General features: G+C 40.9%; 15 protein-coding genes and 1 pseudogene. 3 read left to right on the top strand and 13 right to left on the bottom strand.

Features of this window, described 5'->3' with window-relative positions:
- Nucleotides 1–151 precede the first annotated feature (151 nt).
- The 9 genes from IB67_RS01975 to rplU all read right to left on the bottom strand — a co-directional run bounded on the left by IB67_RS01975 (nucleotide 152) and on the right by rplU (nucleotide 8,295).
- Complete coding sequence (locus IB67_RS01975; RefSeq protein ID WP_498875404.1) at nucleotides 152–2,857, bottom strand: ABC transporter permease; 2,706 nt, start codon at nucleotides 2,855–2,857, stop codon at nucleotides 152–154.
- Nucleotides 2,854–3,972, bottom strand: a complete 1,119-nt coding sequence (gene rpoD / locus IB67_RS01970; protein WP_498875403.1) for an RNA polymerase sigma factor RpoD — start codon at nucleotides 3,970–3,972, stop codon at nucleotides 2,854–2,856. The genes IB67_RS01975 and rpoD overlap by 4 nt, the downstream gene beginning before the upstream one ends.
- Nucleotides 3,973–3,988: 16 nt before the next feature.
- Nucleotides 3,989–5,713 (bottom strand): DNA primase, encoded by a 1,725-nt coding sequence (dnaG, locus tag IB67_RS01965; protein WP_498875402.1) that lies wholly within the window; start codon nucleotides 5,711–5,713, stop codon nucleotides 3,989–3,991.
- Between the two features lie 206 nt (nucleotides 5,714–5,919).
- Nucleotides 5,920–6,318, bottom strand: a complete 399-nt coding sequence (gene rpsI, locus IB67_RS01960) for a 30S ribosomal protein S9 (protein WP_072757115.1) — start codon at nucleotides 6,316–6,318, stop codon at nucleotides 5,920–5,922.
- 15 nt (nucleotides 6,319–6,333) lie between these two features.
- Nucleotides 6,334–6,777 (bottom strand): 50S ribosomal protein L13, encoded by a 444-nt coding sequence (rplM, locus tag IB67_RS01955; protein WP_072757117.1) that lies wholly within the window; start codon nucleotides 6,775–6,777, stop codon nucleotides 6,334–6,336.
- Nucleotides 6,778–6,816: 39 nt separating this feature from the next.
- Nucleotides 6,817–7,338 (bottom strand): ECF transporter S component, encoded by a 522-nt coding sequence (locus tag IB67_RS01950; RefSeq protein ID WP_072757119.1) that lies wholly within the window; start codon nucleotides 7,336–7,338, stop codon nucleotides 6,817–6,819.
- Nucleotides 7,339–7,388: 50 nt separating this feature from the next.
- On the bottom strand, nucleotides 7,389–7,655 hold the full coding sequence (gene rpmA, locus IB67_RS01945; RefSeq protein ID WP_072757121.1) for a 50S ribosomal protein L27: 267 nt from the start codon (nucleotides 7,653–7,655) through the stop codon (nucleotides 7,389–7,391).
- Nucleotides 7,645–7,968: a ribosomal-processing cysteine protease Prp gene (locus IB67_RS01940; protein ID WP_072757798.1), complete on the bottom strand. Its 324-nt coding sequence runs from the start codon at nucleotides 7,966–7,968 to the stop codon at nucleotides 7,645–7,647. The genes rpmA and IB67_RS01940 overlap by 11 nt, the downstream gene beginning before the upstream one ends.
- 9 nt (nucleotides 7,969–7,977) lie before the next feature.
- Nucleotides 7,978–8,295 carry a 50S ribosomal protein L21 gene (rplU, locus tag IB67_RS01935; protein ID WP_072757123.1) on the bottom strand — a complete coding sequence of 106 codons (318 nt, stop codon included), beginning with the start codon at nucleotides 8,293–8,295 and terminating at the stop codon, nucleotides 7,978–7,980.
- Nucleotides 8,296–8,601: 306 nt separating this feature from the next.
- On the opposite strand from rplU, the gene IB67_RS01930 reads away from it, so the two are divergent.
- From IB67_RS01930 to IB67_RS01920, 3 genes are all read left to right on the top strand, one after another.
- The gene (locus IB67_RS01930; protein WP_072757125.1) at nucleotides 8,602–8,865 is read left to right on the top strand and encodes a stage V sporulation protein S; all 264 of its coding nucleotides are present in this window, start codon (nucleotides 8,602–8,604) and stop codon (nucleotides 8,863–8,865) included.
- A 26-nt stretch (nucleotides 8,866–8,891) separates the two neighbouring features.
- Nucleotides 8,892–9,149 (top strand): hypothetical protein, encoded by a 258-nt coding sequence (locus IB67_RS01925; protein WP_072757127.1) that lies wholly within the window; start codon nucleotides 8,892–8,894, stop codon nucleotides 9,147–9,149.
- Between the two features lie 62 nt (nucleotides 9,150–9,211).
- Nucleotides 9,212–10,135, top strand: a complete 924-nt coding sequence (locus IB67_RS01920) for a DUF1385 domain-containing protein (protein ID WP_072757129.1) — start codon at nucleotides 9,212–9,214, stop codon at nucleotides 10,133–10,135.
- A gap of 231 nt (nucleotides 10,136–10,366) precedes the next feature.
- On the opposite strand, the pseudogene IB67_RS01915 reads toward IB67_RS01920, so the two are convergent.
- The 4 genes and pseudogenes from IB67_RS01915 to IB67_RS01900 all read right to left on the bottom strand — a co-directional run.
- Nucleotides 10,367–10,915: pseudogene (locus IB67_RS01915) on the bottom strand (undecaprenyl/decaprenyl-phosphate alpha-N-acetylglucosaminyl 1-phosphate transferase); the annotation flags it as partial.
- Between the two features lie 50 nt (nucleotides 10,916–10,965).
- The gene (gene mraY / locus IB67_RS01910; protein WP_424695369.1) at nucleotides 10,966–11,886 is read right to left on the bottom strand and encodes a phospho-N-acetylmuramoyl-pentapeptide-transferase; all 921 of its coding nucleotides are present in this window, start codon (nucleotides 11,884–11,886) and stop codon (nucleotides 10,966–10,968) included.
- A gap of 2 nt (nucleotides 11,887–11,888) precedes the next feature.
- Nucleotides 11,889–13,154: a UDP-N-acetylmuramoyl-tripeptide--D-alanyl-D-alanine ligase gene (locus tag IB67_RS01905; RefSeq protein WP_498875507.1), complete on the bottom strand. Its 1,266-nt coding sequence runs from the start codon at nucleotides 13,152–13,154 to the stop codon at nucleotides 11,889–11,891.
- A 5-nt stretch (nucleotides 13,155–13,159) separates the two neighbouring features.
- The gene (locus IB67_RS01900; RefSeq protein WP_498875401.1) at nucleotides 13,160–14,653 is read right to left on the bottom strand and encodes a UDP-N-acetylmuramoyl-L-alanyl-D-glutamate--2,6-diaminopimelate ligase; all 1,494 of its coding nucleotides are present in this window, start codon (nucleotides 14,651–14,653) and stop codon (nucleotides 13,160–13,162) included.
- Nucleotides 14,654–14,704: the final 51 nt, after the last annotated feature.

Here is a 14,704-nt window from a genome sequence, read left to right as displayed (position 1 = left end):
CAATCCCAAACTATGCTACCTTCGTCTACTGTAATATTGTACTATTACAGCTGACAGTTGTCAATACTGTTGTTCGGAGATTAAGAAAATAAAAGGGCAGATTTCATCTGCCCTTTTGAACAATTTGAATAAATTGAGTTTTTTCCGAGGACTAATCAAAAACTCGTAGCGCTTCCGAAGGTGGAATTTTCTGGGAGACGTTTGCAGGTATCGATACGAATATCGTTGTTATAGCAAAAACACCCAAAAGCGTTGCGAGTACTTTCCAAACAGGAACTACGATTTTGAAAGATTGGAGTAGTGGTTCAATGAATGCGGAGAAATCTCTTACCACAAACACGCTTGCCAATATCGCAACGACTGTTGCCATAGATACTATCGCCAGTGCTTCATAAATGAACATTCTATAGACCACGCTACCTTCTGCTCCAACCGCTTTAAGCATACCGATTTCTTTTTTTCTTGCATACACGTTCCTGAAGGTTATTATCGCCAAGCCTGCAAATCCCGCCACAAATCCAAGTTGGAAGAGTTGGAGTGAAAGGTTAACAAGGTTGTTTATCGATGCGTATATCTTTTCTATTTCGCCGGTTATGTAGAACGCCCCATCGAGTTTTCTCGTAACAAATTCTTGCGCTTCCAAGGCTTTCTTCGGATCTCTCACAACTCCAACATATCCGTTTATAGCTCCAAAAAATTTCTTGTTGCTCCATATGAGTACACCGTCCATGGGCAGTAAGGCTTCCGTTGGATCGTATACGTCTCTGACGAAAAGCGTTTCCACTGTCTTTGGTGAAATACCGGGTAGTACACCCTTGAGAACCATCGTTACTTCTCTATCAATTTCTTTCATTATCTTGTTAGATATATACAGTGACTTATCCGGAACTGTCTGCGAGCTTTCCTTTTTAATTTTCGCCATCAATTTTTCATTTGGCAAAACAAGATTTTTAAAGATCCTCTCGTCTGAGACTATAAACGTATATTTCTCTTTCTTGTCTAAGAACGATGCCTCTACGAGCTGCACAGGAACGAGATTCTCAAAATAGGCCGTGAAAGATGCATCGTTGAGATATTTATAAGACCCGAAGAACGTCTTTATCGGATTTTCGATTATTATGAAGTTATAACCAAAAGCTCCTTCTTCCTTTTTCGAAGCGATGTATTCTGAAATGCTTGTTGGAACAATTGCACTGATCAGGATGAGTATAAGTGTGACGGAATATATGACGAACATCGTGAAGTTTCTCATCTTGTGCCGGTCGATGTAGGATAAAGCAAGGACAACGGGTACACTTTTTATGCGTTCGAAGAAGCTCTTAATGTACGGTATGAACGCAAAAATCGAATATATACTTCCAGCAAGAATTAACCCGGCTCTCAAAAGCAGTTCTCGTGCACCACCTGTACCCAACAATGGATACACGCCTGCAAGTATAGAAACGCCATAGACGAACACAACAAGATTCGTCACCGATTTTCTCAGCAACAAAGGTAAGAGAGCGAGAACAACAAGCAGCGCATAAGAATAAGATATTCTTGATGTCAATCCGAGTATAATCAGTATCCCAATTACGAATAAAACTATCTTGAATGTTATTCTCTTTCTTTTCTGTAACTTCGGACTCACATCTTCCTGACTTCTTCCAGTGTACAAGACCGATGCAGACGTCCTTGCAAAATCCAAACTCCTGTAGATAAGGATAATCACCGGCACTATCATAGCGATAATTATCCCGATGATTATACTCCTGAAACTTATATCGAACGGTATCTTATCTTGCACAAATGCGAATAAGTCGTCTTCACGTCTGAAGCTGTTTATCTTATAAAGCAGATACCTGCCGAAGAATATCCCGGCGCCAGCACCTACTATTTCAGACGAGATTAAATACATAAATCCTTCTATGAAAAGCACGGAGAACATCTGGAAGGAGTTATAACCGAGAGCTCTGAGAACACCAAGCGTGCGCTTTCGCTCCTCAACGATGATGCCAAAGAAGGAAGAAACGAAGAGGAAGCTTGATATAACGGTGAATCCGGAAAAACCAATAAACAAGTAACCTATTATCTTATTCAGCGGTGAAGTGGAAAGTCTGTATTTGCCGGCTACTACGCGCACACTACCTTCTTTCGCCAACTTCTGTGCAAATTCTGCGTGCTTCTCAACAGGCAAATTAGATGCTATAAAGATAGAGTTTGCCTCTTTAAGCGGGTAAACGCCGTATTCTTCAAACATACTTTCCGGAAGGAATATAGTACCATTAGCCGATGCCGTCTCGCCTCGGAAATTCATCAAACCGGTGCCGAGTGCTTGAATCTTCACTTTGAACGTTGTCTTTGCAGTTATTATCTCTATCTCTTCGCCAACATCAATTCCAAAACTCTTCGCTGTGTCAGAACTGATTGTAATTCCATCTATCCTCTTGCCAATGAATTTTTCAAGCTCATCCGTTATTGCTATCGCAAATAAATCAACATATTTACCGTTTATCTTTGCAGTTACCGAGGCGAGTTTAACAGTTACAAATTTCTTGATCTCCGGATAATTCTTGAGAAATTCAGTAACTCGCTCCAAATCGAGCGCCTTAGGCAAGAAGATCGTATCGGCTTTGTCTTTGAGTATGAAGTCAACCTCACCGAAGTTTTTGCTTATCTTCTCTTCCAAATAGCTACTGACCGAGTCATTCAAAGAAAGGCCACCGACTAAGAGCATGGTGGCCACCATTGTTCCAAGAATTGCTAATAATCCTATTTTCCAATGTTTGACAAAATTTCTAAAAGAGATTGTCCATATCATATTTTCAGTCCTTTTTTTTGAATTTGCATTACCGAAATCATTTTTTAGTCTTCTCAATCTTCTTCCGTAAGTTTCTGCAACAACCTCAAGTACCTGCTTCTTGATGGATGTCTCAGTTTTCTCAACGCCTTAACCTCTATCTGCCTGATTCTCTCACGCGTGACGCCAAAGTACTGACCAACTTCTTCTAATGTTTTCGACTTACCATCTAAAAGCCCGTATCTCATCTTTATTACCATTTTTTCCCTATCATTGAGTGTCTCAAGAAGCTTGCTTATTTCCTCGTTCATCAATGTTCTAATTGCCTCTTTTTTTGGCGATGCGATGCTTTCGTCAGCTACGAAATCCGCCATCGAGGAATCGTCTTCTTCACCAACTGGCGTTTCCAATGATAGAGTCTCTGGTGTTGCCTGCAATATCTCTTCTATCTTCTCGACAGGTTTTCCAACCTGTTCAGCCAGATATTCGATAGGTGGTTCTTCACCATGTTCTTGCATGTACTCCCTTTTTATTTTCTGTATCTTGTTAATCGTTTCAACCATGTGGACTGGCACCCTGATCGTCCTTGCTTGGTCTGCGATAGCTCTTGTGATAGCCTGCCTTATCCACCATGTAGCATATGTTGAGAATTTGTACCCCTTCGACCAATCGAACTTCTCAACGGCTTTTATCAATCCCAAGCTACCTTCTTGAATGAGATCTAAGAACGAAAGCCCCTTACCGAGGTATCTCTTCGCCATGCTGACAACCAATCTTAAGTTCGAAATGATGAGCTCTTCTTTCGCCCTCTTATCGCCTTTTTGAGCTCTTTGTGCGAGCTTTCTTTCCTCAGACGGTGTTAACAATCTGATCTTTCCTATATCTCTCAAGTACATTTTGATCAAATCTTTTGGCTCGGTGCTATCGAATATCTCAGGTCCTTCGCTCAGATAAGCCTTAACCTCTTCTTCGATATTAGAAAAATCGCTCGTATCGCGAATTTCAATCCTATTCTTTTCAAGCGTTTCATAAACAACGTCTAAGACATTGCTTTCGGTCATATATAGTTCCCCCGGTGGGAACGTGCGGTCGATATCATCGTAAGTTATATAACCCTTCCTCTTCCCAAGCTCCACCAATTTCTCGAGCTTCTTTTGAAGTTCCAAATCATCCTTAGAGAGAGTTTTAGACACCAAAAACACCTCCTCTTTATTTTGAGGACCTTTTCAATTTCTGCACTTGTTTGACTAATTCCATCCTTGCTTTCAAAAGCACCCTTTTCTCATCTTCACTCTTAGATGCAGAGATGAGATTGTCTATTTCTGCTATTCTCTTTTCAAGACGTTTCTCCTCTAAATTCCTCTTTATGTACTCCAAAACTTTATCATCGACTTCTATTTCGATCTTTTCAAATGCATCTTTGACAAAAGCCACCATATCTTTAGACAGCCCATCTAAAGAAACGTTCAAATCTTTTGCGATTAAAAAGAATTCTCTCGCTTTTCCTTCAAGTATATCCGGCGAGAAATCAATCTGTTTAAAGAGCTCTGGGTAGTTGAAATATATGTAAACAAGATAATCTTCGGTTGTCGGTAGTTTCTTAGCTGATTTTCGTTCATTGAATTGACTTTGTCTAATGTATCGCGTCCCGACTTGGACGTCTCTTTGGATATCTTGCTGTCCGCTTTTGCTTAATGATTCATTGCTAAGTATATCCTTGATCTGCTCGGTTCCCATCCCTGTGACGTTTGAAATTTGTTCGTAGAACGTCTCTAAACTCTTTGGGTTGTTAGAGAACAATCTCTCCCAAATCTTCAACGACTTGATAAAAAGGTTGAATCCGTTGGGATTCTTCAAATCGAATTGCTTGGACAAACTTTGAACGACGAAAGTCTCAGAATTTATCGCACTTTCCAACACACTAACAAGCCCAGACGTTCCGAATTTTGAATACGTTTCGTCAGCATCTTTTGCATCTTTGAACTGCGCAACAGCAACGTTGAATCCTTCTGGAATCAGCATCTCTATGCTTCTAAACGCCGCCTTTATACCTGCACTATCGGAATCAAACGCGAGCACGATGTTTGTCGTGTGACGCTTGATTTTGAACATGTGTGAGCGCGTAAGAGCTGTCCCAAGCGTAGCTACAACGTTCTTTATACCTGCTCTGTGGAATGCGAGTGCATCGAAATACCCTTCACATATCACTGCGTAGTCCACTTCTTTGATGTGCTCCTTCGCATAGTTGTACATGAAGAATGTTGTGGATTTTTTGAAAACGAGCGTATCTTGCGAATTGAGATACTTCGGCACGCCTTCTCCTATCAACCTTCCACCGAATGCTATTACTCGTCCGTAATCGTCCTTTATTGGTATTATTATTCTTCCAGCGAACGGGTCAGTGCCGTAAAATCCAAACTTTTCGAGCTCTTCTTTTGAAATGCCAAGGCGTTGGGCAATAGATTGTGGAAGTTTAGAATTAGCTGGAGAAAAACCGAATTCGTATAGCAAAATCTCCCTGAGTGAGAAACCTCGATTTTTCAGGTAATCGAGCGCTATCTGGCTTTTATTCAATTCAGACTTGTAAAGTTCATGAAGGGATCTATAGAAGTTGTAGTATTTATTTCTCTCTTCATCTTCCTCAGTGAAAGAAACGGATATCCCTACTCGCTCGCCAAGTTTTCTAATAGCTTCTACATATGAGATGTTTTCGATCTCCTGAACGAATTTTATCACATCGCCTGACGCGCCACAGCCAAAGCAATGGTAAATCTTCTTCGCAGGGCTAACATAAAATGATGGGGATGTTTCGATGTGAAACGGACACAGGCCACGATAATTCGAACCTACTTTTTGTAGGCTCACATATTCTGAAATGACATCAACAATGTCATTTTTATCTCTTATTTTTTCGATAACATCCTTTGGGATCATACATACTACTCCCAGCACCTCATCTTTACTTTTGTTATAGATGAGGCTGAATTAAGAAAGTGCGGGGTTTAAATGCGTACTGGGACAGAATTACTGAATTTCAGGGTGAGGATGCTGATATCTCAAAGCGATAACGAAAGATAATAAAAGGTAGCAGATGGAAATAACCATCCGCCACCTTGTATTGAAGAATAATCGGAGAAAGATTAACGTTTGGAGAATTGTGGTGCCCTTCTTGCTTTCTTAAGACCGTATTTCTTCCTTTCGACCATTCTTGGGTCTCTTGTGAGGAATCCTTTGTCCCTGAGAGTCTTTCTGAGGTCTGGGTTGAACGCGACGAGTGCTCTTGCCAAACCCAACCTAACTGCTCCTGCTTGTCCGTTCTTTCCACCACCCTCGACTCTGATCTGAACATCGAATGAACCTTCGAGACCAGTTACTTTGAGTGGTTCAATTGCGTGCATTGTCCAAACTTTATTCTCAAAGTACTCATTGAAATCGTTGTAAACTTTGTCGTTTATCTCTATCTTTCCTGAGCCAGGTCTAAGGTAAACTCTGGCAGTTGACGTCTTTCTTCTACCTGTTCCCATGTAAATCTCTGCCATTTATTTCCCTCCCCATTAGAGAAGTTCTACCTTCTCAGGTTTTTGTGCTTCGTGTGGATGGTTCTCTCCAGCGTAAACTTTCAATCTCTTGAATTGGTGCGTACCAACTACCGTTTTTGGAAGCATTCTCTTAACTGCAAGTTCAATAACTCTTTCTGGGTGTTTCTCAAGAAGTTGCCTTGCAGTCTGTGCCTTCAAACCACCTGGGTAACCTGAGTGGTGATAGTAAACCTTTTGATTGACTTTCTTACCTGTTAATTTAACCTTATCTGCGTTTATAACAACAACGTAATTACCGTTGTCAAGATGAGGTGCCCATGTTGGTTCATTTTTCCCTTGGAGTAAGAGAGCAATCCTTGTCGCAAGCCTTCCAAGAGGCTTGTCTGCCGCGTCAACAAGGTACCATTTTCTCTCTACTTTTGGAAAAGCGGTTTTTTGTATAGGTAATGGCCTTGCCATTTTCTTTCCTCCCTTCGCTTCTTTACTTATTCAATTCTATCAATTTTCGAATATCTTCGATATTCTCTCTCTTATTAACCCATTTACAACTGAATCGATCGAGAATTTGATTGCATTAAATCCAGCTATGTATGGTAAAAGTTTCACCGTTTCGCTCATCGGAATCTTCCAGTATAGCGGAACGACAAGCATGTTGAGGACCGTCATGATTCCAGTTACCGATAAGACTCCGACAACGTAACCCATGATTTCAAATACCCTATTTTTGCGTATTTTATAAATATATACAGCTGGAAGTAAAAAAGAAACGCCTGCTGCAAAGTTCATCGCTATTCCAACTATGTCGCCCGATTTTAGCAAGTAAAAGAGCAAATCTTTTATTAACAAAACGAGTATACCATCAAGTGGACCAAATATAAAACCAGAGAGTAGTGGAAGTATATCGCTTGGATCGAATTTTAAGAAATTTGCTGCCGGGAAAATTGGGAATTCTAAGAACATCAAGCCCGTTGCGAGTGCTGACATTATTCCGATCGTTGCTATCCTTGTTGCTTTTTTCATAGCTACACCCCCTTGGTCCACTTTCGATACCCATTAGAGATCCTCAAAGGTTACTCCTCAACGACTGTAACGTATCTTCTGTTGTTCTTTGCTACTATTTTGACTACACCATCTTTAAGAGCAAAGAGTGTGAAGTCTCTACCCATTCCAACGTTTTGACCAGGCCAGAACTTTGTACCCCTCTGTCTGAGAATTATATTTCCAGCTACTACTTGCTGTCCATCGTACTTCTTGAATCCCAAGTACTTTGGATTGCTGTCTCTTCCGTTTCTTCCTGCGCCGCTTGCCTTTGCAAACAATTGTATATTAATGCGCATCATCGCTCACCTCCACTCTTACATCCACCTTCACGTACCTTGGGTACTGTTCTTCGATATCTTTAAGCGTAACAACCAATTCTTCAACGAATCGCTGTGAAATTTCATTTTTCGAAATCCTCTCAACTCTTAAATACCCTTCCTCTATCTTAACTACTGCTCCTTCTACTTCTAAAACCCTTGCCGTATGCTGAGAAACACTACTCACCGCTGCACAGACTATATCTTTTCCTTTTTTCGCATATAATGCATGTCCGCTTATTTCGAATGATTTGTAGAGATTATCTTCCTTCACAAACTTGCAGCTTATCATCTCAGTCAATTACTTTACTTCAATTTTTTCAATCTTAACGGTGGTGTACCATTGCCTGTGGCCCTTTATAGTCTTGTGGCCCTTTCTTGGAATGAACTGACCAACAAGAACTTTTCTTGCTCTTGCGTGTTCAACCACTGTTCCTGTGATCGTTACATTCGTCAAGTACGGCTTGCCGACGAGCACTTTCCCATCGTCCGTCTTAACCATGACTACTTTGTCGAGTGTGACAGTTGCTCCCTGTTCTGCGTTGAGCTTTTCTGTGTGCAAGAGTTGTCCAACTTCTACCTTGTACTGCTTTCCACCGTTTTCCACGATAGCGTACACAAACTTCACCTCCCTGAATGATTTACAGGCACTAAAACAACGTAGGTTGGAGACGTGCGGGGTATCCCCAACCGTTTACGACGCGTTTTATGTGCCAATTCGTCTTACAATAAGACAATAAATTTTTACCACTTATTCTGAATTTGTCAAATAATTTTTTGTTAATCTATTTTTACTGTTCGTAACATTCAGTACCATAACATTAGACTTGAAAATTTGATTTTTCAAAAAATATGTGGTAAAATATATTTGAGAATTACCTTCAATGCTATCATATCACTTCATAGTACAAGGAGGATAGGTCTTATGGAAATTCTAAAAGTCAGCTCGAAGTCAAGCCCAAACAAAGTTGCGGGCGCTATCGTCGGTTCATTGAAAAAGAACGAAAAAGTTGAGATTCAAGCGATAGGTGCAGGGGCAGTTAATCAGGCATCTAAGTCCTTAGCGATCGCAAGAAGGTTTTTGGAGCAAGAAGGTTTGGACCTTTACGCAGTGCCAGCATTCATCGAAATCCAAATTGGAAACGAAACAAGGACAGGTATATCGTTCAAAGTCTTCTTGAAGAAGTAATCAACAAATGAAGGATGAGTGAACGTTTGGAGGAACTAAAAATCATCGCACAAACTTGTACAAACGACGAGAGAATATATGAAATCGTATCTTCCGTAGCACAGATGTCAGACGATGAATTATCACAATTTCGCACAAAGGTTATAAGCTATTTTATGACGAAGAATTCTCCGGAAGACAAGGAAGCTTACAGATTCTACAGGATCTTGCTTGAAGACCAGAACGCAAAGAAGGTTCTGGAATTTTATGAGGAGATAAAAAACAATAGCAATAATTCGATATAGGTGCCTTTCGGCACCTTTTTTCAACAGATTTTTTTATATCGATGTTAAAGAAGGTGAAAAGGATGAAAGTCGGTGGCCAAGCGGTAATTGATGGTGTTTTGATGATGGGTAAGAGAGTTGTTGTCGCTGTCAGAAAGTCAGACGGCAGCATCGATGTTAAAGAACTCGGCTATCCAAAGACGAACAGCAAATGGTTTAAAATCCCGTTCGTTAGAGGATTTATAAGTCTGTTCTATTCACTTTACTTTGGCATAAAGGCATTAAATCTAAGTGCTGAAATGTCAACAGGAGAGGAAATGAAGAAGGGAGAATCTTTTTTTTCTATCCTTACAGCTTTGACGTTGGCAATAGGTTTATTTATAGTGTTGCCAGCTTATCTGACAAAATGGCTCGGATTTAGAGATAACGAATTTATGTTTTCTTTTGTGGATGGTCTCATCAGACTTGCTTTCTTCTTGATATACGTTTACGTAATATCTTTGTTTGAAGACGTCAAGACCGTCTTCAGATACCACGGTGCAGAACACAAGGCTGTACACACGTTCGAGAACAACGAAGAATTAACTATCGAGAATGCAAGAAAATACTCGACAATCCATCCAAGGTGCGGAACAAACTTCGTAATGATATTCTTAATCATAGCTATCATTATCCACAGCCTTTTCGGCATATTTGGTCCATTGAATATGCTTTCGAGGATACTCCTGAGGATTTTAGTGTTGCCTGTAGTCGCAGGTGTGTCATATGAGCTTTTGAGAGCGTTTGACAAGTACCCAAAACTCAGACTTCTTGCATTACCGGGAATGATACTCCAAAAACTCACAACAGCTGAGCCAAACGATTCACAACTTGAGGTCGCTCTCGTCTCGCTCAGACACGCTCTCAACCTTGTCGAGGTTCCTGAACTTTCTGATACTCTTAATTTGGAAGGCGAAAATCAGAAGGGATATAGCAACGTAGAAAACCAGCCCGAATTCCTTGGATGACAACCTGCAAAAGCCAATGGTCAAGAATGCCGCGATAATCAAGAAATACGTGTGTCCAAAAAGTTTGGAACCTATGTGATGCAGATGAAACCTGTCGGGCTTAAATGGGTTTTGTTTAAATACAAGCCTCCTCAGAAATGAGGAGGCTATTTCATATAGCGGGTAACCGAAAAATACACCGATCTTAATTGCTTCATTTGGTAATCTATCGCTCGAAAGTAGCAGATAAGCTGTCAAAAACGCTCCCGAATCGCCCATGAAGAGTTTTTCTGCCATGTTGAAGATTAATAAGATAGCTAATACCAGAAGCATTGAAAAATTAAGCGTGAATGAGAAGTAGATTATAGAAACGGTCAAGAGCAAACCATTTATGCCGTCAATCAAGTTAAATGCGTTCATCAGTGCTACAAAAAAGAGAAATGTCAAAATCTTATCAACAACAACATTCCCAAAAAGCGAAAAGTGCGTGGATTGTATAAAGAAGAAACCAAGCAAAAATTGGAAAAACAGCTTTGCATAATAAGGTATCTCAAGTAAGTCGTCAATTAGCCCTATGGCGAAAGCTAAGTGTACCGGTAAACTCTCCGTCAAACTCCAACCATTACCACTTTTGTATATGACCCACGTGTAAAGCACTAATCCCCCGACCAGTGGAACAGGCTTGCTGTGGTTCTTCCTCTTGTCAGGATACTCTAACAATATCTTCGTCTTGCGAGAAAGTGCGATAAAAAATAGGGTGACGATAACTGCAAAAAATGTATCTAAAATTATCTTGTCCATCTAATTCAGTTAACCCCCCAGAAAACAAGCATCCAAAATCACATAAAACGTTAGAATGTCAAAAAGCTTGCAATGTAAAGTATTGCTATCGCCAAATTCCAAGCACTGAAGACTCCAACTATCTTCTCTTCTTTCCACCCGAGCAGTTCAAAATGGTGGTGAATAGGCGCCATTCTGAAAATTCTTTTATTTCTGAGCTTGAAAGAGCTTACCTGCAAGATAACGCTTATCGTCTCAAGTAAGAATATCGAAGTGAAGAACAACAGTGCAAGCTCATTGCTTGTCATGAGCGCGTAAGTTGAGATGTAAGCGCCAAGCGCGAGCGAACCCGTATCTCCCATAAACACCTTTGCAGGCCTTGTGTTGTAAACCAAGAATGCGAGAACTGGCATGACGAGTACAAATATCGCGCCAAGCTCGATTCTGTTCTTTGCAAAGAATGCGAACGGCAGGGCACTCGTTACAAAAACCCAACCTGCGAGCCCGTCGATACCATCTGTGAGGTTGGTGGCGTTAGAATAGCCCGATATGAGGAGCATTGTGAATATGTAAAAGACCCACTTTGGCACTTCTAGCCCAAAAATCGCACTTTCCCTGTACTGAAGAACGCTGTAGGCAATCCAGATCGAAAAGAGCATCTGCAATCCGAGTTTTTGCCAAGCTTTCAACCCTAAAGACCTCTTCTTTTTAATACTCACAAAATCATCAAGGAATCCTATGAATCCGTAGAATATAAGCGTTAATACGAGCTCCTTAGGTAAGCCAAGCAAGAAGCTCGTTATGATCGCAATCGAAAGGAAAACGATACCACCGGCAGTTGGTGTGCCTTCTTTGTAGTTGTGCAAGTCTGGTCCTTCTTGCCTTATATACTGCCCGAGTTTCAATTTCTTCATGTAATCGATGAATTTTGGATAAACTAAGAGCCCGACGATGAATTCGATAAAGAAAATTATGCTGTAAAGAACTATCATCTTTATTGCCTCCTCAGTATACTTTCAACGACTTTATCAAGCTCCACAGCTCGAGATGCTTTGAAGTAGAGAGTCCCGCTGAATTCATTGGAAATGACTTTATCTTCGATGAACTTTACAATTTCATCAAAATCAGCGCTCCTGAACATCAGATTAGAAGGTTGAATATCTTTCGATTCTTCCTCTTTGTCGTAGACTACAACACCGTCCAAGTTCTCTAACAATTTTGACAGCATTTCATGGTATTGCTTTGAGAATTCACCGAGCTCTTTCATCGCGCCGACTACAGCGTATATTGGTCTTGGAAAACTTTCGACGAGTTCTTCAATCGCTATCTTGAAAGACTCATAACTTGCATTGTATGTATCGTCGATAAGATATCCATTTTGATAATGATGGACATTGAACCTGCCCTTCAACGGTTTAAAACCGTACAGTGCAGTAGGATTGAAGAAAATATCTAACATGTCAGAAACACCAAAGGCAACAAGAATAGACAGAGCCATCGCCTTTGTCCAGTAACCTTTCAAAGAATAATAGAACTCACCTTCTGAAGTTTCAAACGTTAGAATCGTATTTTCTCCGTCGAATTTCTTATCTTTCAAGACGTAATCCCCACCTGTTGTACCGAAATATCTACACTTATCGCATCTCATTCTCTCGTCATCGTAGTTTACTAAGCTCTGCTTCGAATTCTCAACGATCTGCCACTTACCTTTGAAAATTTTCTCCAAGCTTCCTGCGACACCAACATGGGCACTGCCAACATTGAGAAGCACCCCAATATCAGGTGGGAAGAGCTTACAAAGATATTCAATATCACCAACAACTCTCTGAGCCATCTCAAGAACGAGCAAAGGCTCTCCTTTATAGCTGTTTATTATCGCAAGAGGCAGTCCTATCTCTGAATTGAGATTTCCTTCGTTTCTAAATGTTTGAACTTCCGCGCCAAGAATTGCCGCAACCACTTCCTTAGTTGTTGTCTTTCCGTTTGAGCCAGTGATACCTACAATCTTGGGTTTAAAATTCCCTATAATCTTACTCGCATATTGTCCTAAGAATTCGATCGTATTTGGGACCACAACCTGATTTTCAAGTCCAACATCCCTTTCAACGACAACTGCAAAAGCACCGGCATCGACTGCTTGCTTTGCAAAATCATGCCCGTCAACTCGGTTGCCTTTTATAGCGATGAAAACATCTCCTGGCTTAACTTCTCGGGAATCTATAACAAATCTGTGACCAACGAGTTCTTTGAGACTTATCATCTTTCTCAACTATCCCTTCCGTGATTTTTGTTGATTTTTGAAAGTATTATATCGAGCGTTACATCCCTATCCTTAAACGGTATCTTGAGCGTATCTGTGAAGATCTGATACGGCTCGTGGCCTCTACCGGTTATCAGGACTATATCTCCACGCGTTGCGAGAGTTATGGCAGTATCTATTGCCTCTCGCCTATCCATAACGGTTAAAGATAGTGAGTTCGGTTGAACTCCCTTTTCAACCTCTTTTATAATTTGCTCTGGATCCTCGCCGCGTGGGTCATCCGTTGTCAGAATTGCTATGTCTGCGAGTTTCGTGACGACCTCTGCCATCATGGGTCTTTTACCTCTATCAGCCTGTCCACCTGCACCGTATACTACTATTACCCTTCCCTTTGCAAGTTTACGAGCACTAAGAATTACCTTCTCCAGAGCATCTGGTGAGTGAGCAAAATCTATTATCACGTCAATTCCGAGTTTCTTAGCTTCAGGGACGGGTTCAAATCGCCCGTCGACCCCTCTGAAAGTCGAGATATAGCTTATTATTTCATCTATTTCATAGCCCATTTCAACCAATCCAGCAAGAACCAAGGTTACATTATAAGCATTGTACTCGCCAATCATCTGGGTGTAGACTTTTTTCGTGCCAAACGGGGAACTTAGCATGAAAGTCGTACCGTTTAGCGATGTTGTTACATCTGAAATCCTGTACTTAGCTTTTTCGCTCGTACCGAATGTTACGAGTCGCGGAACTGTCTTGGAAGCAGCCAAAGATGCGTAATCTTCGTTCACAACTGCTATTCCATCTTTTTTTAAGAGATCAAAAAGGTGCAGTTTCGCATTGACATAGTGCTCAAAAGTCGGGTGATAATCGAGATGGTCTCGAGTTATATTCGTCAAACCCGCAACATCGAATCTGATAGTTTCAACTCTCGCTTGATCAAGCGAATGCGAAGATACTTCCATTGAGTAATAACTCCCGCCGTTTTTCGCTGTTCTAACCATATTCTCCATGATCGTTAGTGCATCAGGAGTTGTGTTGTGTATGTAGAATTTATCCCCCATTATATCGTTAATCACAGTGCCAGAAAGGCTTCCAGTCAAGCCAAGTTGTTGCATCACGTGGTGGAAGAGGTGCGCGCAAGTAGTTTTACCATTTGTCCCAGTTACGCCAAAAACTATCAGTTTCTTGTACGGGCTTTCAAAGAAAGCATCTGCAAGAAAAGCTTCCGCGAGCCTTGAATCGTAAACTTGTACATATGGAAATCTCGAATCTATCTCTTTTTCTGTGACAAAAGCTAGCACACCGTTTTCACGATATATCGTATCAACAATCGTGTGCGAATCAAAAGACCTTCCCTGCCTACAGATAAACAGTGAACCGGGTTTTGCCTTAGTCGAGTTGTTGTAAATGCCCGTAACTTCAACGTTTTTAAGCTCTTCAGGAATATTCTCAAATACTATGAACTTACCTATCGATTTTAAAAGGTGCCCTAATTTCAAACTCCTCACCTCTTTGAAATACCGAGTAGTAGCTTACTCTAATATTTTATC

The organism is Fervidobacterium riparium, from assembly GCF_025370035.1.
Classification (GTDB): domain Bacteria; phylum Thermotogota; class Thermotogae; order Thermotogales; family Fervidobacteriaceae; genus Fervidobacterium; species Fervidobacterium gondwanense.
This window is presented reverse-complemented; position numbering and strand designations above follow the sequence as displayed.

Excerpts from the sequence above, each read along its gene's own strand:
- dnaG (WP_498875402.1), bottom strand. The coding sequence starts at position 5,713 with ATGATCCCAAAGGATGTTATCGAAAAAATAAGAGATAAAAATGACATT.
- rpsI (WP_072757115.1), bottom strand. The coding sequence starts at position 6,318 with ATGGCAGAGATTTACATGGGAACAGGTAGAAGAAAGACGTCAACTGCC.
- rplM (WP_072757117.1), bottom strand. The coding sequence starts at position 6,777 with ATGGCAAGGCCATTACCTATACAAAAAACCGCTTTTCCAAAAGTAGAG.
- IB67_RS01950 (WP_072757119.1), bottom strand. The coding sequence starts at position 7,338 with ATGAAAAAAGCAACAAGGATAGCAACGATCGGAATAATGTCAGCACTC.
- rpmA (WP_072757121.1), bottom strand. The coding sequence starts at position 7,655 with ATGCGCATTAATATACAATTGTTTGCAAAGGCAAGCGGCGCAGGAAGA.
- IB67_RS01940 (WP_072757798.1), bottom strand. The coding sequence starts at position 7,968 with ATGATAAGCTGCAAGTTTGTGAAGGAAGATAATCTCTACAAATCATTC.
- IB67_RS01930 (WP_072757125.1), top strand. The coding sequence starts at position 8,602 with ATGGAAATTCTAAAAGTCAGCTCGAAGTCAAGCCCAAACAAAGTTGCG.
- IB67_RS01920 (WP_072757129.1), top strand. The coding sequence starts at position 9,212 with ATGAAAGTCGGTGGCCAAGCGGTAATTGATGGTGTTTTGATGATGGGT.
- mraY (WP_424695369.1), bottom strand. The coding sequence starts at position 11,886 with ATGATAGTTCTTTACAGCATAATTTTCTTTATCGAATTCATCGTCGGG.
- IB67_RS01905 (WP_498875507.1), bottom strand. The coding sequence starts at position 13,154 with ATGATAAGTCTCAAAGAACTCGTTGGTCACAGATTTGTTATAGATTCC.